Below are 19,208 nucleotides of genomic sequence, written 5' to 3' on the forward strand. Positions count from 1 at the left end.
AGTGTAAGAAAAACCTTGAGGAATGTTCGGGCATGGCATCAAAGACTCCCATCCGTACCTACAAGCGCTATTGGCACTGGTTGCAGTACGCTGGCGGTGTGTTGATCGTGATGCTGTTGCTTGTCGAGAAAACGGGCCTGCTGCCCTTCCCGTTGTTGGAGCGCCTGGAGTGGCAGGCTTACGACATGAAGGTGCGCAGCACCTTGTCGGAACAGGCGGACGCCTCCCTGGCCATTATCGACATTGACGAGCGCAGCCTTTACGAAGTGGGGCAATGGCCATGGCCGCGGGCTACGCTTGCGGATCTGGTGGACACGCTGTTCACCGAGTACGAGGCAGGGTTGCTGGGCATCGATGTGGTCTTTGCCGAACCTGAAACCTCGCTATGGCAACGGCACTGGGAGGAGCTCTCCCGCGATTACCCGGCGCTCGGTGAACTGCCGCCGCCTGTCGATGGCGACGAGCAGTTGTCGAACGCCCTGGCGGCCCACCCTGTTGTACTTGGTTACTATTTCCAGGCGTCACGCCAACCCGGGGATCCGCCCTCTGTCGGGCAGTTGCCTCGCCCGGCGCTCCTAGAGGCGTCTGACCCGCTGCCGTTTCCTGCGCCCGAGCGCTATACCGCCAACCTGCCGATCCTGCAACAGAGCGCGATGAATGCGGGGTTTTTCGATAACCCGCGTGTGGACGACGACGGTGTATTTCGTCGCGTGCCCATGCTGCAACGTTGGGAGGGGGAGCTTTACCCCAACCTGCCGTTGGCGATGTTGCTCACGCTGCTGGGCGAGCCACCGATCACAGCGGTGCTGGGGGAGGGCGCTGGGGTGACGCAGTTGGAAGCCCTTGACGTCGGCGGGTTCGAGATCCCGGTGGATGGTCGTGGCGCCGCCCTGGTGCCCTGGTACGGGGCGCAAGGGCATTTCGACTATATTCCGGCAGTCGATGTGCTGGAGGGGCGCCTGGAGCCGGGGGCGCTGGCGGGAAAGACGCTGATACTGGGGGCCTCCGCCCCTGGATTGATGGATTTGCGCTCCACGCCGGTGGGGGGCGTCTACCCCGGGCCCGAGATCAACCTCAGCCTGCTGGCCGGCATGCTGCACCAGAGCATCCACGCCCAGCCGCCGTGGGTGCTCGGGTTCGAGCTCGTGAGCCTGGTGGCCCTGGGCATGCTGATGGTGCTGCTCTATCCGCATCTCAATGCGCTACTGCTGGTCGCGATCAGTAGCGTACTGCTGGCGACGGCGCTAGGCGGTAACCTGTGGGCGTGGTATCAGGGGCTTGCGTTGCCCATCGCCGGCTTGCTGGTGCTGCTGGTGGCCCAGATGATGTGGCACCTGGCGATGAACTTTCTGCGCGAAACCCAGCAGAAGCGCTGGGTGGCCGAGCGCTTCGGACAGTACATTCCACCACAGCTGGTGGAGGACATGGTCGATAGCGGCGAAAGCTTCGGGTTGGAAGGGGAGGAGCGTGAGCTCACCGTGCTGTTCTCGGATGTACGCGGCTTTACCGCCTTTTCAGAGGCCATTGCGCCTGCAGAGCTTACTGAGGTGATGAACCGGCTGTTGACGCCGCTGACCGGCGCGATCCATCAGCACCGCGGTACCATCGACAAGTATATGGGCGATGCCATCATGGCGTTCTGGGGCGCACCGCTGCACGACACGCAACACGCCGAGCATGCGCTCGAGGGCGCCTTTGCCATGCTCGACGCGCTCGAGGCCGTCAACCGCGAATTCATGGCCGAGGGCAAACCCGCACTGGCCATGGGGGTAGGGCTCAATACTGGCCCCATGAGCGTGGGCAACATGGGCTCCAGCTTTCGCATGGCGTATACGGTGATGGGCGATAACGTCAACCTTGGCTCGCGCCTGGAGGGGTTGACCAAGGCCTATGGCGTGAGCGTGATCGTCAGCGAGAATACCGCCAAGCAGTTGCCCAGCTGGTGTTTCAGACGCTTGGATAAGGTGCGGGTGAAAGGTCGCAGCGCGCCGCTGTGGATTCTCGAGCCGCTCGGCCGCCAGGAGGCGCTGGGCGAATCACGGCGCGAGTGGCACGCCGCGTACGAGCAGGCGCTGGATCTCTATCACGCGGCGGATTTTGCTGCCGCCGGGCGCGCCTTCCAGGCGCTATCCGACCGGCAAGACGCTCCCACCCAGATGTACCTTGAGCGCATCGCGCTGTTCAAGGCAGCCCCACCCCCATCCGACTGGGATGGGGTATGGACGCATACGGAGAAGTGAGGTTATCTGGGTTATTCAGGTTGAGGTCCGATTTCTTCGAACACGCCGGTACCGCTGTAGTTGCCGATATCGCCCCAGGTTTCAATTAGGCTCATGATGGCGGCGGCGTCTTCGCCGATATAGCGGCCTGTGAAATTTCCGCCGTCGAAGCAGCCGCTACCACCACAGGTCACATCATCTAGCGGAATATTGGCGAGAGAGAAGCTTTCAGTTGCCACGCTGCCGGACAGTGTGCCAAATCCATCGAGATGAATCTCAATTTCAATACCACCAATGCCACCAACGTTGGAAAGCTCAATAGAGCTGTCGCTGAGAATAGGGATGATATCGCCACCTTCGTGGGGTACCAGCCCGGTGCCATCCACCCAGCTAAATGTAACGGAAGCCAATTCATCAATCTCGAAGGGATACGCTTCGTTTATCGTTAACTCCGGTGAGGCGGCGATAAAGACGACCGATTCCGGCAGCACATCGGTAGTGCCGTCCAACGTCACTTCCTGCCCGCTCTCCCAGTAGCCCCACACCACCTCGCCCGTTTCAATTTCTCTGGAACTCTGCGCGAAAGGCGGTGTGTTGGACTCATATAGCGCACCTATATAGTCAGTTCCGACGACGGTGGTCAGCGTGTTTTCAAAGACAACGGGCTCAAAGTCTAACCACGGCTCTGGTTCAGGCTCAGGCTCTGGTTCAGGCTCGGGTTCTGGTTCTGGTTCTGGTTCTGGTTCGGGCTCGGGCTCGGGCTCTGGTTCGGGCTCTGGTTCAGGCTCAGGCTCAGGCTCAGGCTCCGGAGCGGGGGTGGACGCGATGACATCTTCGGCATCACGCTCTGTATCGATCAGCTGTTCACTGCTCTCGGATTCACTCAGGGTGGCCTGCAGGTCCGCCGTATCCACGGGCGTCAGCGCTATTTCTTCGAAAAACGTGCTGCCCTGGGGCATGCTCTCCTCGAGTTGATCGAAGATACCGATGCCACCCGGTGCCAGGCGCGGCGGTTCATCCAACGCAGGGGAGAAATAGACCTGGCCAGGGCGCACCAGGGTTTCGCCGGCGGCGGTGGACATGACCAGCAGGCCGCTTTCCACATAGAGGTAACTGCCGGCTTCGACGTCGGGCAGGGAGGGTATTCCTTGCTCGGGAACATGCAGCATTTGGAAGCTGGTCCCGCGGATGCCCATGGTGGCGACCGGGGTGCTGTGGGTGACATTGTCAGGCGCGTCTCGGCCAATGGCGCCGGTGATGGCACGCAGGCCGCCGCGCACGAGCTCGCCACCCTGGGCGGAGTCTTCCGGGCTATCGTCATCGAGTTCATAGCGCTCGAGGGTGTAGCTGCTGTCTGGGCGAATGGCCTTGGTGCCGCCATCGCTGTAGCGCAGCTGTAGCGTGCTGGCACCTGCGGTGTGGAAGGTGTCACCGGCAAAGAAGTCGGCGCCACGTTCCGCGGCAATGCGTTCGCCATTGCGTTCGATGGTGGCGCTGCCGTGAACGAACATGACCTGCCCGGCAGGCGTGTCTGCGTGGGCGAGCATGGGCAGCAGCCCGGCACCAGCAATACCCAGCGATAGGCAGTGTGCCAGGGGATGTTTGGCAAAGAGGTTCATGTCCGGCTCCGTCAGAAAAGGTAGCGAATGCCGACTTGTGTCTGGCGGCGGCTCGTATCGAAGAAGTCGACCGACGATCGACGGCGCTCGACATCGGCACTGGCCTCTACCAGCCAGTCCCTGCTGAACTGGTAAAGCCAGGTGAGACGGGCCTGCCAGATACGGTCGCGGCGCTGCGTGGCGGAAAAATCGTTGAAGCGTGCGAAGCCGTCGTCTTGATAGCTGCGCAGGCGATGATTCAGGTCGGCGCGCAACAGCTGTCGCTCACCGATGGGGTAGTCCACGCCGCCGCCCAGGCGAAGCTGAGTCACGTCGCCGCCCTCGCGGTCGTCGTTAGCCCACTCCTGCTCGACCTGGGCCACCAGACGTGTGCGCCATGCCGAGTGGTGGCTGGTGAGTTGAATGCCAAGCAGGCCGGTATCATGGTCGTTTCTCGCGTCACTATAGCGGTTGTGCTGGACACCCAGCTGCCAAGTCAGCTCGCTGTCGAGCCCAATCGGTTGGCTGAGTTCCGCGCGGCTGCCCCAGCGAGTCAGCAGGCGGTCCTGGCTGCGCCCACTCCAGCCCTGCAGTGCAGCGCCGCGCAGTGTGAAGACGCGCTGCTGCGCCAGGTCGCGCTGGTAGCCTAGCTCGGCCTGCGCCAGGGTTAGATCGTAATCCTGTGCCGCTTCCCGGCTATAGCGCTGCGCCTGGCCCACGGCATTGAGCAGCCAGCGCGACTGCCCATCCACCGGGAAGGTCCCCTGGTAGCTGCCTTGTAACCGCTGATAGGTACTCGAATCGCGGGCAAATATCTGCGGCTGAGGTATAGAGCTCTCGTCAATCTCAATATCTGGATGGGCGAGCAAGGTCTCGATGGCATCACGTCTATTAGGCTGCAACGGGTCAATAGCGACCTCACCGGGAAAGCGCTGGGGATTACTGTCATGGCCGATGTCGATGCCAAAACGCCCTTGGTGCTGCGGGCTGTTCTCCGCGTGTTGGCGCTGCTCGATCGCGGCTTGAAAGCGCCCGATCGCTGCCTCTGCGTCAGGGGGCGGCGAGAGTGCCTGCAGGCGCTCGATCTCGCGTTCCGCGGCGGCACGCTGGTCGAGTTGCAATAGCGCCGCCACACGCTCCATGCGGGCACCTGCGTGGCGTGGTTGCCGGAGAATGACGCGCTCCAGCGCGATCAGGGCGTGGCTTGGCGCCCCGGCACGTAGAGCGGCTACGCCCAGCCAGTAATCGAATTCAGGCTCGCCGCCGTATTCTAGCTCAAGCGCTTGAAGCTGCTGGTAGGCGGCCTGATGTTCGCCTTGTTCGAGGGTCTGGCGGGCTGCGTCGAGGTCGGCGTGATAGGCCCAGGCGGATGAACAGAGCAGCACGAAGAGAACACCCACCCGTGAGGCGAGCCGGGCCGGCGAGAAGGTGAAAATTCGCCTCATGATGGAAGGCTCCAGGTCAATGAATCGGGTAGCGCATGCTGCAGTTCGGTAAAAATCTGCTCGCGAAGGCTGGGCTTCAGGTGAGTGACCCAGAGTGTCTTGGGAGGTGAATCGAGGCTGGCAAGCAGCGCGGTTAGACGGTGTGGCGTCAAGTGACAAGCGATTTCGGCCAGGGCATCAAGGTGGTTGGCAAAGGCACACTCGATGACCAGGCAGTCGAGTGTGCCTAATCGATTGAGCGATGCTGTCACGCTGACATCGAGGCCGGTGTCGCCACTGAAAGCGAATTTCATCGTGTCGTCACTCACCAGGTAGCCGCATGCGGGCACGCTGTGGGAGACGGGAAAGGGGGTGATGGTCAGCGATTCTCCCCCAATAGTGGGGAGCGTGAGAGCGTCCCACGGGCTTAGGGGAGAAAAGCGCAATACGGCATTATCGGAGGAGGGCAAGGTGCTGAAGTCCGGCCAGATAGCGCCATTGAAGATATGCCGTTTGAGTGTCTCGATCACCTCGGGCAGCGCATAGACCGTCAGGGCCGTCTCCTGCTCGACCATTCTTTCGTATTGGGTGTCGATGAGCAGGGGCAGGCTTGCAATGTGATCGAGGTGGGCATGGGTGAGCAGCACGCTGTCGATACATGCCATCTGAGCCGGGGTGAGTTGCTGGACGCCGGTGCCAGCATCCAGCAGCAGGTTCGGTGCGAGCAGGAAAGCGGTGGTGCCTTCCCGGCTTTCGATTCCGCCGCTGGCCCCCAGTGTCTGAATGTGCATGGCATCTATCCGTCAGCGATGGAGGTGAAAAGCAGCGCTATCGAAGGCACCATTTTCGCCTAAAAAAGGGGGCGTCAATTGGATGAGGCGTTCTGCCTATGTCGTCAGCTGAAGTCGAACCTTAGGCTAAACTGATTGGTTGCCGAGTGTCGAGTTACATGGATAGAACGCTGCGACATCAAGGCGGCCAAGCACCTCGAGGAAGATTTTCACATCCAGAGGCGTGGTCAGGGAGTGGTGGTGAATCGCCGCGGATATCCAGGTGAGCGTTCCGCTGCGGCGCTACTTGCTGTTGCCGTTGGCCTGGGTGAAGCGTGGTGCTAGCGGCCCCAGCCATAGCCATACCTGTAACACCACCAGCAGCGGCACCAGCCATACCGGCGCACCGGTTACCGCCAGCAGGATGCGGTAGATGAAGAAGGCGGTGATGCCCGCCAGCAGCCCCACCAGCGGAAACAGGAAGGGCCGCTGGTAGCCTGGGCGGCGGCTGAGGCGAAACAGCGAGCCGGTGAAGGCACCGAAGGCGGCGGACATGGCCAGGAGAGTCCAGAATGCATCCATGAGGAGGCCTCTTCGCGATGAAGGTGGGTCATCGCCGTTGGCGATGCCTATATGGGCAGCGTATCGCCGCCGCCTGGCGGTTGCCTTTCGACCTTCGATGTAATTTGCTCAGAAACGCCATGCCCGTGATGGATTTATCGATAATCAGGCGCCATCATTGGCGCGACGAGCAACTGCCCGATAAAAGCGAGATGACGGAAAACCGCCGCATGCGTTTTTCCCAGTGCAAGGAGCCTCTCACATGAGTGCAATCGTTCTGCTGGTGCTAGGTCTTGCCGGGATGGCCGGGGGGTACTTCGTGTACTCCAAGTTCATTGCCGAGAAGATCTATCGCCTCGATCCCGACTTCAAGACACCCGCCCACGAGTACGAAGATGGCGTCGATTTCGTACCCACCAACCGTTTCATTCTCTGGGGCCACCACTTCACCTCGGTAGCCGGGGCCGCGCCCATCGTAGGGCCAGCCATTGCGGTGATCTGGGGTTGGCTGCCGGCCTTCCTGTGGGTGGTGTTTGGTACCATCTTCTTTGCCGGGATACACGACTTCGGCGCCATCTGGGCCAGCGTGCGCAACAAGGCCAAGTCGGTGGGGGCGCTGACCGGCGATGTGGTCGGTAGTCGCGCGCGCAGCATCTTCATGATCGTCATCTTCCTGGTGTTGCTGATGGTCAACGCGGTCTTCGCGGTGGTCATCGCCGGCCTGATGATGAACTTCTCCAGCGCCGTGGTGCCGGTGTGGGGGGCAATCTTTGTCGCACTGATCATTGGCCAACTGATCTATCGTCGCATCCTCAGCCTGCCGGTGGTCTCGGTGATCGGTGTCATCGCGCTTTACGCGCTGATCGGCATCGGGCCGTCGGTGCCGCTGCAGATGCCTGCCGAGGTGGCCGGCTTCTCCGGTAATGCGGTGTGGATCCTGATCCTGTTCGGCTATGCCGCCATCGCTTCGCTGCTGCCGGTGTGGGTGCTGCTGCAGCCGCGCGACTATATCAATGGCTTGCAGTTGTTCATCGGCCTGATCGTCCTCTATGGTGCCATCCTGCTGCTCAATCCGAGCATCGTCGCGCCGATGGTCAACAGTGACGTGCCGGCGGGAACGCCATCGATGCTGCCGCTACTGTTCGTGACCATCGCCTGCGGGGCAATCTCGGGCTTCCACGGGCTGGTGTCGTCGGGCACCACCTCCAAGCAGCTCAACAAGGAAACCGACGCGCGTTTCGTGGGCTACTTCGGTGCGGTGGGCGAAGGCATGCTGGCGCTGGCTGCGATCCTCGCTGCGACGGCCGGCTTCGCGACTCTGGCCGACTGGCAGGCCATGTACACTGCTTTCGGCGCCGGTGGCGTGAATGCCTTCGTCGAGGGCGGTGCCTTCATGATTCACAATGGCCTGGGCCTGCCCGAAGCCACCGCCGCGACCTTGCTGACGGTGATGGCGGCGCTGTTTGCCGGCACCACCATGGATACGGGCCTGCGTCTGCAGCGCTATATTTTCCAGGAGTGGGGCGAGATCTATCACCAGCCATGGATGAAGAAGTCGGCCCCGGCCACCCTGCTGGCGGTGGGCAGCTGTCTGGTGCTGGCCTTCGGCGCCGGTGGTGCCGATGGCACCGGTGGCTTGATCATCTGGCCGCTGTTCGGCACCACCAACCAGCTGCTGGCGGGCCTGACCCTGCTGGTGATCACGGTGATGCTGGTGCGCCTGCGTCGTCCCATGTGGTACACCCTGGCGCCGTTGTGCTTCCTGCTGGTGATGACCATTGCCGCGCTGCTCATCCAGCTGCGTACCTTCTTCAACGACGGTAACTACTTCCTGCTGATCCTGGATATCGTGGTACTGGTTGCCGCGATCATGGTGGCCATGGAGTGTGCGGCGGCGCTCAAGCGTACCCGCGCGGACATGGCCGAACAGGGTGAAGGGTGACTGACGCCCCGAGGAGCGACTGATGCACGACGATCATGACACTGGGCATGATCCTCGTCGCGAAAAAATCCGGGCCTGGCTAAGCCAGGCCCGTTTCTTCGCCGAGGAGGTCTACTCCTCGCGCTATCGCGGCGCGATAGCCCGCGCCCGCCGCGACGAGGACGACCTGTTCATGCTGCTGGTGTTCTCGGAGATGATGGGCGTGCCCAATCCGGCCGCCTATTACACCCTCGAACTGCAGCCGCTGCTGCTCGAGCGTTTCCATGACTGGCACACACGCATGGGGATGGAGCGCTCGCCGCTGGATCACTTCAGGTGCTGCTAGCGCCGGCTGCTGAGACACACAAGCGTACCCATCAGCATCGCTTGGGTGGTAGTGCTCAGGGCTGATCCGTCGACAAGCCTAGGAGGGGGCGCCATGAACCCCTCCCTGGGGGCTACCTGGACCATCCCTGGTCCAGAACCCCCTCTTCGGCTTGTCCCCGGCGCCCCTCGCCGCTGGCCCTTGCGATAGCCCTGTGACATTGGGATAAGTGCATGATGAAAGCTTTACTGCAGAAACGCCTGCTATGGGTCGGCGGCAAGGGCGGGGTGGGCAAGACCACCGTGGCTGCCTCGCTGGCGGTGCTCGCCGCGCGTCGCGAACGGCGCGTGCTGGTGGTCTCCACCGACCCGGCACACAGCCTCGGCGATGTCTTCGACCGCGAGCTGAGCGACACCCCGCGGCGCCTGCTACCCAACCTCGACGCCATGGAGATCGACCCGGATATCGAGGTCGAGGCGCACCTGGCGCGGGTCACCGAGCAGATGCGCCGCTACGCCGCGCCGGAGATGATGAAGGAGCTCGAGCGTCAGATGCGTCTCACCCGGCAGTCGCCGGGCACCCAGGAGGCGGCGCTACTCGAGCGCCTGGCGCGGCTGATGACCGACGACCAGCTACCCTACGACCTGATCATCTTCGATACCGCGCCTACCGGCCACACCCTGCGGTTGCTGACGCTGCCCGAGGCGATGGCCGCCTGGACCGATGGCCTGCTGGCCCACAATCGCAAGTCCGAGGAACTGGGTAAGGTGCTCAAGCACCTGACCCCCAAGCGTGGTCGCGATGTCGCCACGCCCTTCGATGACCCCCAGGAAGACGCCTTCAACGATCTCGATGAGCGCACCCGTGACGTGGCGCAGACCTTGCTCGATCGCCGCCGACTGTTCCACCAGGCGCGGCGACGCATCGAAGACCCTGAGCAGAGTAACTTCCTGTTCGTGATGACCCCCGAGCGGCTGCCGATTCTCGAGACCGCGCGTGCCGTCGAGGCGCTCGAAGCGGTCAAGATTCCGGTGGCCGGGACCCTGGTCAATCGGGTGATTCCCGCGGATGCCGACGGCGACTTCCTGCGCGCGCGGCGCGAGCAGGAGGCGGTCTATCTGGCCAGTATTGATGAGGCCTTCAGCCATCTGCCGCGGCCACACCTGCCGTGGTTGCCCACCGACGTGCAGGGCATCGAGATCCTCGATGACCTGGCCGACCGGCTCGAATCGCTGGGGTTCTAGCCTTAAGTGTCGAGCAGATCGAGGCGACGTGTCGGCCAGTGGACCACGGCGGTGTGCCGTACCATGCGCTCGGCGAGTGCCGGGTGTTCTCGGCCAATCACCTGGCTGGCGAAGTCCGACAGGAAGCGTGACTTGAGCTCGGCGCGGGCGCGATCGACACCGATGTCCTGGTAGGGCGTCGAGGCCAGCAGCATGAAGCCGTCGTCGGGAATGCGCCCGGCGCGCATGTTGGCATCGATGATGCTCGCCGCGGTGCCGATCGGCTCCGAGAGATTGGGGCTGTAGGGGCCGACGATCAGCGCGGTATTGGGCACGTGCAGGAAGTCGAAGCCGCGGCCGATACAGATCACCCACTCGCGATGCTCGATATCCAGGGCGCGGGATACCCCACGCAGCGCCTCGACGTGTGCCAGGTTGCCCTCCAGCAGTGGCAGCAGGTCGCGCAGCGTGGCCGCCGGCATATCGGGGCAGAGTGCGCTGACGGCTTGTGTCAGGCCGGCAGCCTGATTGGCGTCGAGGCTGCCGATGTCGAGCACGCGGCCGTCGTCGCCGTGAATGATCAGCGCATCGCTGTCGGTTTCGAAGCCGCACACCAGCGGGTAGACGTGGCGGTGGTCAGCGCCGAACAGCTGCTCGGCCTGGGCGCGGATCTGGTAGGCATGGGCCAGCGCCGCCTGGCTGTCGCAGTCGAAGCCTGCGCAGCCGCGCGACCGCTCACCGCGGGAGAAGTGGTAGGTGATCAGCATCAGCACGCCATGACCAGCGCGGGCGGCTTCGCTGACGCTTTCGGCGAGCATCTCGCCCAGGTAGGGCCAGCCGAGGTGGAAGATGCCGCCGAGATTGCGAAACGGGCGAATGATGCCCAGCGGGGTGCGCGTGGCATGCGGCAGGTGAATCCGCCCGTCCATGCACTTCATCGCCACGATGCGGGTGGGATGCGCGGCGAGGTAGCGCTCCCGGGCCAGCCAGGCCGACGGGCTGCCGAAGCACTCGGCGTGGTCGCGGGACAGGGTCAGCAGCCACTCGATGCGCTGTGCCAGGGGGCGGTCATGTATCTGCATGGGCGGCTCGCTGGTATCTGTTAGAGGTCGACCTTGTCCTTGAACTCGCACAGGTCCTCGATCACGCAGCTGCCGCAGCGCGGCTTGCGCGCTACGCAAGTATAGCGGCCGTGGAGGATCAGCCAGTGGTGGGCATCCTGCCGAAACTCCTTGGGCACGTGGCGCATCAGTTTCTTCTCGACCTCGACCACGTCCTTGCCCGGGGCGATGCGGGTGCGGTTGGAGACCCGGAAGATGTGGGTGTCGACGGCAATGGTGGGTTGCCCAAAGGCGGTATTGAGGATCACGTTGGCGGTCTTGCGGCCCACCCCGGGCAGCGCTTCCAGGGCGGCGCGGGTCTGCGGCACCTCGCCGGCATGCTTGTCGATCAGGATATGGCAGGTCTTCATCAGGTTCTCGGCCTTGGTGTTGTAGAGGCCGATGGTCTTGATGTGCTGCTTGAGGCCATCAATGCCGAGATCGATGATCGCCTGGGGCGTATTGGCTACCGGGAACAGTCGCGCTGTGGCCTTGTTGACGCCGACATCGGTGGCCTGGGCCGAGAGTAGCACCGCGGTGAGAAGTTCGAAGGGCGTGGTCCAGTTCAGCTCGGTGGTCGGCTCGGGCATATGCTCGCGCAGCCGGGTGAATATCGCGTGGCGTTTCTCGGCATTCATGATGGCTTGCCCGGTGAAGGTGGCTGGGAGGCGAGGGCCTGCTCGAGCATCGCGCTGGCCTGTGCGATCTGCTGCTGGGCACTGGCTTGGGCGGCGGGGTCGTGCTGGCGCTCGGCGTGGGCCAGCTGCTGGCGGGCCTTGCGCAGCGACTGCTCGGCCGCGTTGACGGCCATGCGTTTCTGCTGCAGCCCCGGTGTGCGGGGCGTCGAAGGCGCCTGAGCCTGACCGAGCCGGCGGTCGAGTTCATCGAGCTTGGCCTGGTGCTCGGCGATGCGTGCTGTCAGGCTCCGGCGCTGCGTATCGTCCTCGGCGCGCTGCTGCTGACGCGTCAGCCGCTTGATGACCGCCGCCAAGCGCATGCGATTGGCGCGCAGGGCACTTTCGGAGAGCGTCGCGGCCTGCTGGGTGCCGGGTCTCGCCTGGCGTTGGGCACGACGCTGACGCTTGGCCTCGGCCTGGGCTGCCAGACGCTGCTGACGCGCTTCGAAGCGCTTGCGGCCCTGATCGGCGCGATAGGCCAGATAGCGCTGCTGCTGTGCTTCGCTGCTGGCGGCCTGCCACTGTGGATGGGGGAGCAGGTCGATACAGTCGACCGGGCAGGGGGCGACACACAGCTCGCAGCCGGTGCACTGGTCGACGATCACAGTATGCATCTGCTTGGCGGCGCCGAGAATGGCGTCCACCGGGCAGGCCTGAATGCACTTGGTGCAGCCGATGCACTCGTCTTCGCGAATATAGGCGGTCAGCGGCGACTGGGCCGGCTGTTCCAGCGCGATGACAGGGCGCCCGGTGATCGCCGCCAGCCGCGCCACGGTACGTTCGCCGCCCGGCGGGCAGCGATTGATTGCCTCGCCGTTGGCGACCGCCTCGGCGTAAGGGCGGCAGCCCGGTTGGCCGCACTTGCCGCACTGGGTCTGGGGCAGTTCGGCATCGATGGCGTCGATCAGGTGCTGCATGGGACACATATCATCATCGGCTGGCGGCTTGGCTATATGAGCCGCCCATTATAGCCCCCGCAGCGGTTGGCTTCGAGCGCCGCTCACGGCTCTTCCGCGGCGTCCAGCACATGGTTGCGGCCGGCGGCCTTGGCCGCATATAGCGCGCGGTCGGCCTCGCGCATCAGCGCATGCGGATCGAAAGGTGGCGACGTGGCACTGGCGACGCCGATGCTTACCGTCAAGGGGCTGCCGACCGGCGAGGCAACATGCGGGATATCCAGCGCCACTATCGCGGCACGCAGCGACTCGGCGAAGCCCATCGCAGTATCGTGGTCGCTATCCTCCAGCAGTAGGCTGAATTCCTCACCCCCGGTGCGTGCTACCAGCGGCCGCAGACCCGGTTCTGCACGATCGGCGAGACGTCGCATGCAGTCGGCAACCTGCACCAGGCAGGCATCGCCGGCCTGGTGTCCGTAGTGATCGTTATAGGGCTTGAAGTAGTCGATATCGAGCATCATCACTGCGACGCTGCCAGCGTTGCGTTCGGCGGTGATCAGCGCCTCGTCGAGCCGTGCGTCGAACAGCCGTCGGTTGGCAAGACCGGTGAGATGATCGTGGCGAGCCAGCTCGAGCAGCGACGAGGTGCGTGCGCGCTGCTCCTCGAGCAGTCCCTGAAACTCCCGGGCCAGGGTGCCGATCTCGTCGTCTCGGGCCAGCAGCGCCGCCGGGGTGGAGTGGGTCTTGGCCGGATCCTGCAGGCTATGAGTGAAACGCGTGAAGTCGCGCAGCGGGCGCAGGATCATACGCTCCAGCAACAGCAGCACCAGGGCAATGACCAGCAGCATCAGCGCGACGACGGAGCCCAGCGCATAGCGGAAGGTACGCAGGCTGGTGCGGATCGTATCGCGTGGCAGTTGGGTCGTCAGATTCAGGGCAAGCCCGGGCTGAGAGGCGGGCAGGTAGCGGCTGACTCTCATCAGGGAAGCCTCATCCTGATGCAGCAGGACGTGGATGTCGCCGGGCTCCGCTGTCAGGGCCGGCTCGACGCTGACGGGCAGCCCTGTCCGCTCATGGACACCTGCCTGCCAGGCCTCGTCGAGTAGCCGTACCTTGGCTAGCCAGCCGCGCGGCGGGCCGCTCTCATCGGTGCGCAGCACCGGGCTGATGCCGACCAGTGCGGGCCAGGGCTTGACGAAAAGATAGTCGCTGCCGCCCTCCATGACGCTCTCCAGGCGCTGCTGGAGGCTGGTGATGACCGCTGCCGCCCAGGCACAGTCGCCGCGCGGCTCGGCGCAGGAGGCATATCGGGCGCTGGCGGGATCGATGCCCGCCACCCAGTAGACGTTGCCGTCGGAGTCGAAGAACACCATCAGCTGGTAGTCCATGTCCTCGAACATGCTGCGGCTGAAGTTGACTTGCGCATAGCGGGGCTGCTGGCCCTGGACGAAGGCGTAGGTATCGTCCCAGTGCGCCCAGTCGCGAACCTGGGCCATCAGCAGCTGCTGATTGTGAGTAAGGCTGCGTTCGAGTCGATCGAGCTCCCGCGAGGCGACCTCGCGCTCTTCCTCGAGCAGGGCGGGAAGCACCAGCAGCCGGCCGATCAACCATAGCCCGGCCATGGTCATCAGTAACACACCGCCCAGGGCGAGCAGGAACCGGTGGCGTAAGGAGGTGAGGGGGAGTGGCATCGAGGTTTCCCGGGCGCCCGGTGACGCCGTCCTGTAAGAGATATCCTACAAAGCCTATCGGCGAGCGCTAATGATTCTTTAGTTCAGTGGCAAAAAAACGGGCGCCTGGGATACCCCCGGCGCCCGCTACGGCGTTGGCGAATGAGGTTACACCACGCGTTGGCCAGGCTCAGCGCCGGAGTCCGGCGACAGCAGGTAGATGCCGTCGTCGTTACCGGCGGCCAGCACCATGCCTTCGGAGACCCCGAAACGCATCTTGCGCGGCGCCAGGTTGGCGACCATCACCGTCAGGCGCCCCTCCAGTGCTTCCGGGGCATAGGCGGAACGAATGCCGGAAAACACCGTGCGGGTCTCGCCGCCCAGGTCGAGGGTCAGCTCGAGCAGCTTGTCGGCCCCCTCGACGTAGTCGGCCTTGGCGATGCGGGCGATGCGCAGGTCGACCTTGATGAAGTCGTCGAAGCCGATCTCTGCGGCGATGGGCTCCGCGGCCAGCGGGCCCTTGGGGGTGTCCTTGAGTTTCTGCTCTTCCACCAGGTCCTCCTTGGATGCCTCGATCATGGCATCGATCTTGTCGCGCTCGACGCGGGTCATCAGCGGCTTGAACTTGGCGACCTCGTGATCCAGCAGCACCTCATGGCGGCTATGCCAGTCGAGGCCGTCGAGCTCGAGGAACTCGCGGGCACCCTCGGCCATGGCCGGCACCACCGGCGCCAGGTAGACCATTAGCTGGCGGAACAGGTTGATGCCTACCGAGCAGATATCGAGGACCTCGTGCTCGCGCCCCGACTCCTTGGCCAGTACCCACGGCGCCTTGTCGGCAATATAGGTGTTGGCCTCGTCGGCGAGCTCCATCACCCGGCGCATGGCGCGGCCGAATTCACGTGCCTCGAAATCGGCGGCGATGTCATCGCCAGCGGCGATGAAGCGGGCCACCAGCTCCGGCTCGGCGCAGTGGGCCGACAGCTTGCCATTGCCCAGTTTCTTGACGAAGCCAGCGCAGCGACTGGCGATGTTGACCACCTTGCCGACCAGGTCCGAGTTGACGCGCTGGGCGAAGTCCTCGAGGTTGAGGTCGAGGTCGTCGACACCCGAGGTCAGCTTGGCGGCGAAATAGTAGCGCAGGTACTCGGGGTTGAGATGCTCGGCATAGGTCGCCGCCTTGATGAAGGTGCCCCGCGACTTGGACATCTTGGCACCGTTGACGGTGACGAAGCCGTGGCAGTTGACCCCGGTCGGGGTGCGGAAGTCGGCACCCTCGAGCATCGCCGGCCAGAACAGCGCGTGGAAATAGACGATGTCCTTGCCGATGAAGTGGTAGACCTCGGCGTCGCTGTCACGCTTCCAGTAGGCGTCGAAGTCGATGCCCTCGCGGTCGCAGAGGTTCTTGAAGCTGGCCAGGTAGCCGATCGGCGCGTCGAGCCAGACGTAGAAGTACTTGCCCGGGGCATCGGGAATCTCGAAGCCGAAGTAGGGCGCATCGCGGGAGATATCCCACTCGTTGAGCCCCGACTCGAACCACTCCTGGAGCTTGTTGCTGATCTGGCTCTGGACGTGGTCGCCGCGGGTCCAGCGCTTGAGGAAGTCGGCGAAGTCGGGCAGCTTGAAGAAGTAGTGGGTCGAGCTGCGCACCTCCGGCGTGGCGCCGGAGATCGCCGAGACCGGATCGATCAGCTCGGCCGGTGTATAGGTAGCACCGCACGCCTCGCAGTTGTCGCCGTATTGATCCTCGGCCTTGCACTTGGGGCAGGTACCCTTGATGAAGCGGTCGGCGAGGAACAACCCCTTGACCGGGTCGTACATCTGCTCGATGTCGCGGGTGGCGATATGGCCGGCGTCGCGCAGGCGAGTGTAGATCAGCTCGCTGAAATAGCGGTTTTCGTCGGAGTGGGTCGAGTGGTAGTTGTCGAAGGCCACGCCAAAGCGTGCGAAATCCGCCTGGTGCTCCCTGGAGACGCGCTCGATCAGTGCCTCGGAGGTGATGCCTTCCTGCTCTGCACGCAGCATGATGGCGGTGCCATGAGCGTCGTCGGCGCACACGTAGTGGCACGCATTGCCACGGCTCTTCTGGAAGCGCACCCAGATGTCGGTCTGGATGTACTCCAGCAGGTGGCCGAGGTGGATCGCACCGTTGGCGTAGGGCAGGGCGCTGGTAACGAGAATCTTGCGCGCATGGTGACGTGGCGAGTTGGACATAGTGGCGATGACGTTCCCCAGAAAATCAGACCCCCGATTGTAGCCATCTTCGCCGCCCGCTGCATCCGTGTGCCGCGCACGGCCAACGACATCGACGCCTGCAGCACGTACCATCCGAGTCTGGTAGGCAGCAGCGAGACACGGCGTGGCACAGCAGGGGTTTCTACTCACTCGACACTGGCGGGACACGCCGGCCGGCTGCGAGGTGTCATTCTGGCTGGCCACCGACGCCGGGCCGCGGTATGTGATACTGCCGCCACGCCCGTCGGTGGCTTTCGTGGCCGCCGCCGAGTGTCAGCGAGTGGAGCAACTGCTGGTGGAAGAGCGCGGCGTCGAGCTGCGCGAGCTGGCGCTGTGCGATTTTCAACAGCGCCCGGTGCTGGGGCTCTACTGCCGTCACCAACGCCAAATGATGCAGCTCGAGAAACGCCTGGCTGATGCCGGGGTCGCGCTGCTCGAGGCCGATATCAGACCCCCCGAACGCTACCTGATGGAGCGCTTTATTACCGCTGGCGTGTGCGTCAGCGGTAGCCTTGGCGACGCCGGCCGGGTGGTGGATGCCGATCTCAAGCCGGATGCCTGCTATCGCCCTGAACTGCGACTCTGCTCGCTGGATATCGAGACCAGCGAGCGCGGCGCGCTCTACTCGATTGCCGTGCAGGGCTGCGGCCAGCGTCAGGTCTTCATGCTCGACGAAAAGGGCAGCGCCGAACCCAATGTGGCGCCAGACGACATCGACCTGAGCTACTGCGCCACCCGCGCCGAACTGCTGGAGCGGCTCAATGAGTGGGTCGCCAGGCACGATCCGGACGCGATCATCGGCTGGAATCTGGTGCAGTTTGATCTGCGCGTGCTGCAGCGCCACGCCGAGCAGCTCGGTGTCCCGCTGCGGTTCGGCCGCGGCGGTGAAGCGATGAGCTGGCGCGCCCACGGCAGCCAGGCCAACCACTATTTTGCCGCGGCGCCGGGGCGGCTGATCATCGACGGCATCGAGGCACTGCGTCAGGCGACCTGGCAGTTCCCCTCGTTCAGCCTGGAGAGCGTCGCCCAGACGCTGCTCGGCGAGGGCAAGGCGATCGACAACCCCTACCAGCGCATGGACGATATCAACCGCATGTTCGCCGAGGACAAGCCGGCGCTGGCGCGCTACAACCTCAAGGACTGCGAGCTGGTCACGCGGATCTTCGCCAAGACCCAGTTGATCGACTTCCTGCTCGAGCGCGCCGCGGTCACCGGCCTGCCCGTCGACCGCATGGGCGGCTCGGTGGCGGCGTTCTCGCATCTCTACCTGCCACGCATGCACCGCCTCGGTTTCGTGGCGCCGAACCTTGGCGACATTGAGGGCGACAACAGCCCCGGCGGCTTCGTCATGGACTCGCGTCCGGGGCTCTACGACTCGGTGCTGGTGCTCGATTTCAAGAGCCTCTACCCGTCGATCATCCGCACCTTCCTGATCGATCCGGTGGGCCTGGTGGCGGGGCTCGCCGAGGAGCAACACGACCCTGGTCGCGGCCTGACGGTGCCCGGCTTTCGCGGTGCGTACTTCTCGCGCAGCCGCCACGCGCTGCCCGAGATCGTGGCCCGGGTATGGCGGGGCCGTGAGGCCGCCAAACGTGACGGCAACGCACCGCTGGCCCAGGCGCTGAAGATCATCATGAATGCCTTCTACGGCGTGCTCGGTTCGCGGGGCTGCCGCTTCTTCGATCCGCGGCTGGCCTCCTCGATCACCCTGCGCGGTCACCAGATCATGCAGCGCACCCGCGAGCTGATCGAGGCCGAAGGCCATACGGTCATCTACGGCGATACCGACTCCACCTTCGTATGGCTCCAGGACGCCCACGATGGCGATGCAGCAGAGGCCATCGGCCGCCGCCTGGCGGCCAAGGTCAACGCCTGGTGGCGCGATCATCTGCGCACCACCTACGATCTGGAGAGTGCCCTGGAACTGCAGTTCGAGACCCATTATCGGCGCTTTCTGATGCCCACCATTCGCGGCGCCGAGGAGGGCAGCAAGAAGCGCTACGCAGGGCTGGTGGAGGATGCCGGGGGGCAGCCGCAGCTGGTGTTCAAGGGACTCGAGACGGTGCGCGCCGACTGGACGGCACTGGCCAAGACCTTTCAGCAGGAACTCTACCGACGGATCTTTGTGGGCGAACCCTACCGCGACTTCGTGCGCGACTACGTGGCCCGCACCCTGGCCGGTGAGTACGACGAGCAGCTGGTGTATCGCAAGCGGCTGCGCCGCAAGCTTGGCGACTACCAGCGTAACGTGCCGCCCCACGTACGCGCCGCGCGCCTGGCCGATGAGCTCAATCAGCGCCTGGGTAGGCCACGGCAGTACCAGCACGGCGGCTGGATTCGCTACGTGATCACCGTCGCCGGCCCCGAGCCGCTGGAGCTGCAACGCTCGGCCATCGACTACCAGCATTACCTGACGCGCCAGCTGCAGCCGGTGGCGGATGCCATCCTGCCGTTCGTCGATGATGATTTCAGCGCCTTGATCGACCGGCAGCTGGGGCTCTTCTAGGCGCCGATGGCGGCGTCTCGTCGCATATCACCGAGCGGCGTAGTGCCCGAGCATGCTGGGCTCGGAGACATACTGCCGATGCG

The 19,208-nt window shown here is 64.1% G+C and carries 14 protein-coding genes; 5 read left to right on the forward strand and 9 right to left on the reverse strand.

The window, feature by feature from the left end; translation table 11 throughout:
- The first annotated feature begins 32 nt into the window (after positions 1-32).
- The gene (locus tag CK498_RS00800; RefSeq protein ID WP_095618964.1) at positions 33-2,240 is read left to right on the forward strand and encodes a CHASE2 domain-containing protein; all 2,208 of its coding nucleotides are present in this window, start codon (positions 33-35) and stop codon (positions 2,238-2,240) included.
- An 11-nt stretch (positions 2,241-2,251) separates the two neighbouring features.
- On the opposite strand, the gene CK498_RS26065 is transcribed toward CK498_RS00800, so the two are convergent.
- The 4 genes from CK498_RS26065 to CK498_RS00820 form a co-directional block, all read right to left on the reverse strand.
- Positions 2,252-3,838, reverse strand: coding sequence for a FecR family protein (locus CK498_RS26065; RefSeq protein WP_176475676.1), 1,587 nt, complete (start codon positions 3,836-3,838; stop codon positions 2,252-2,254).
- 11 nt (positions 3,839-3,849) lie between these two features.
- Positions 3,850-5,262 (reverse strand): hypothetical protein, encoded by a 1,413-nt coding sequence (locus CK498_RS00810; protein WP_095618965.1) that lies wholly within the window; start codon positions 5,260-5,262, stop codon positions 3,850-3,852.
- Positions 5,259-6,032, reverse strand: a complete 774-nt coding sequence (locus CK498_RS00815; RefSeq protein WP_095618966.1) for a 3',5'-cyclic-nucleotide phosphodiesterase — start codon at positions 6,030-6,032, stop codon at positions 5,259-5,261. Before CK498_RS00815 ends, CK498_RS00810 begins: the two co-directional genes overlap by 4 nt.
- A gap of 282 nt (positions 6,033-6,314) precedes the next feature.
- Positions 6,315-6,593, reverse strand: coding sequence for a hypothetical protein (locus CK498_RS00820; RefSeq protein WP_095618967.1), 279 nt, complete (start codon positions 6,591-6,593; stop codon positions 6,315-6,317).
- 241 nt (positions 6,594-6,834) lie between these two features.
- Here CK498_RS00820 and CK498_RS00825 point away from each other — a divergent pair, with 241 nt between their 5' ends.
- From CK498_RS00825 to CK498_RS00835, 3 genes are all read left to right on the forward strand, one after another.
- Positions 6,835-8,514, forward strand: a complete 1,680-nt coding sequence (locus tag CK498_RS00825) for a carbon starvation CstA family protein (protein ID WP_095618968.1) — start codon at positions 6,835-6,837, stop codon at positions 8,512-8,514.
- Positions 8,515-8,536: 22 nt separating this feature from the next.
- A complete protein-coding gene (locus CK498_RS00830) occupies positions 8,537-8,839 on the forward strand; it encodes a cory-CC-star protein (protein WP_095618969.1) in 303 nt (100 codons plus the stop codon).
- Positions 8,840-9,054: 215 nt separating this feature from the next.
- Positions 9,055-10,062 carry an ArsA family ATPase gene (locus CK498_RS00835; protein WP_095619549.1) on the forward strand — a complete coding sequence of 336 codons (1,008 nt, stop codon included), beginning with the start codon at positions 9,055-9,057 and terminating at the stop codon, positions 10,060-10,062.
- Positions 10,063-10,064: 2 nt separating this feature from the next.
- Here the strand turns inward: CK498_RS00835 and CK498_RS00840 are convergent, their stop codons facing one another.
- The 5 genes from CK498_RS00840 to metG form a co-directional block, all read right to left on the reverse strand.
- Positions 10,065-11,123 carry a carboxysome shell carbonic anhydrase domain-containg protein gene (locus CK498_RS00840; protein WP_095618970.1) on the reverse strand — a complete coding sequence of 353 codons (1,059 nt, stop codon included), beginning with the start codon at positions 11,121-11,123 and terminating at the stop codon, positions 10,065-10,067.
- A 20-nt stretch (positions 11,124-11,143) separates the two neighbouring features.
- Positions 11,144-11,779: an endonuclease III gene (nth, locus tag CK498_RS00845; RefSeq protein ID WP_095618971.1), complete on the reverse strand. Its 636-nt coding sequence runs from the start codon at positions 11,777-11,779 to the stop codon at positions 11,144-11,146.
- Positions 11,776-12,735, reverse strand: a complete 960-nt coding sequence (locus CK498_RS00850) for an RnfABCDGE type electron transport complex subunit B (protein ID WP_229358916.1) — start codon at positions 12,733-12,735, stop codon at positions 11,776-11,778. The genes nth and CK498_RS00850 overlap by 4 nt, the downstream gene beginning before the upstream one ends.
- Positions 12,736-12,818: 83 nt before the next feature.
- A complete protein-coding gene (locus CK498_RS00855) occupies positions 12,819-14,405 on the reverse strand; it encodes a diguanylate cyclase domain-containing protein (protein ID WP_095618973.1) in 1,587 nt (528 codons plus the stop codon).
- A gap of 147 nt (positions 14,406-14,552) precedes the next feature.
- Positions 14,553-16,598: a methionine--tRNA ligase gene (gene metG, locus CK498_RS00860; protein WP_095618974.1), complete on the reverse strand. Its 2,046-nt coding sequence runs from the start codon at positions 16,596-16,598 to the stop codon at positions 14,553-14,555.
- Between the two features lie 145 nt (positions 16,599-16,743).
- Between metG and CK498_RS00865 the strand changes: the two genes are divergently transcribed.
- Positions 16,744-19,125, forward strand: coding sequence for a DNA polymerase II (locus CK498_RS00865; protein WP_095618975.1), 2,382 nt, complete (start codon positions 16,744-16,746; stop codon positions 19,123-19,125).
- Positions 19,126-19,208: the final 83 nt, after the last annotated feature.

The sequence above is a fragment of the Halomonas salipaludis genome (genome assembly GCF_002286975.1).
GTDB lineage: Bacteria > Pseudomonadota > Gammaproteobacteria > Pseudomonadales > Halomonadaceae > Franzmannia > Franzmannia salipaludis.

Coding starts and splice junctions, on each gene's coding strand:
- CK498_RS00840 (WP_095618970.1), bottom strand. CDS start 11,123: ATGCAGATACATGACCGCCCCCTGGCACAGCGCATCGAGTGGCTGCTG.
- CK498_RS00815 (WP_095618966.1), bottom strand. CDS start 6,032: ATGCACATTCAGACACTGGGGGCCAGCGGCGGAATCGAAAGCCGGGAA.
- CK498_RS00800 (WP_095618964.1), top strand. CDS start 33: ATGGCATCAAAGACTCCCATCCGTACCTACAAGCGCTATTGGCACTGG.
- CK498_RS00830 (WP_095618969.1), top strand. CDS start 8,537: ATGCACGACGATCATGACACTGGGCATGATCCTCGTCGCGAAAAAATC.
- nth (WP_095618971.1), bottom strand. CDS start 11,779: ATGAATGCCGAGAAACGCCACGCGATATTCACCCGGCTGCGCGAGCAT.
- metG (WP_095618974.1), bottom strand. CDS start 16,598: ATGTCCAACTCGCCACGTCACCATGCGCGCAAGATTCTCGTTACCAGC.
- CK498_RS00835 (WP_095619549.1), top strand. CDS start 9,055: ATGAAAGCTTTACTGCAGAAACGCCTGCTATGGGTCGGCGGCAAGGGC.
- CK498_RS00850 (WP_229358916.1), bottom strand. CDS start 12,735: ATGCAGCACCTGATCGACGCCATCGATGCCGAACTGCCCCAGACCCAG.
- CK498_RS00810 (WP_095618965.1), bottom strand. CDS start 5,262: ATGAGGCGAATTTTCACCTTCTCGCCGGCCCGGCTCGCCTCACGGGTG.
- CK498_RS00855 (WP_095618973.1), bottom strand. CDS start 14,405: ATGCCACTCCCCCTCACCTCCTTACGCCACCGGTTCCTGCTCGCCCTG.
- CK498_RS00820 (WP_095618967.1), bottom strand. CDS start 6,593: ATGGATGCATTCTGGACTCTCCTGGCCATGTCCGCCGCCTTCGGTGCC.
- CK498_RS00825 (WP_095618968.1), top strand. CDS start 6,835: ATGAGTGCAATCGTTCTGCTGGTGCTAGGTCTTGCCGGGATGGCCGGG.
- CK498_RS26065 (WP_176475676.1), bottom strand. CDS start 3,838: ATGAACCTCTTTGCCAAACATCCCCTGGCACACTGCCTATCGCTGGGT.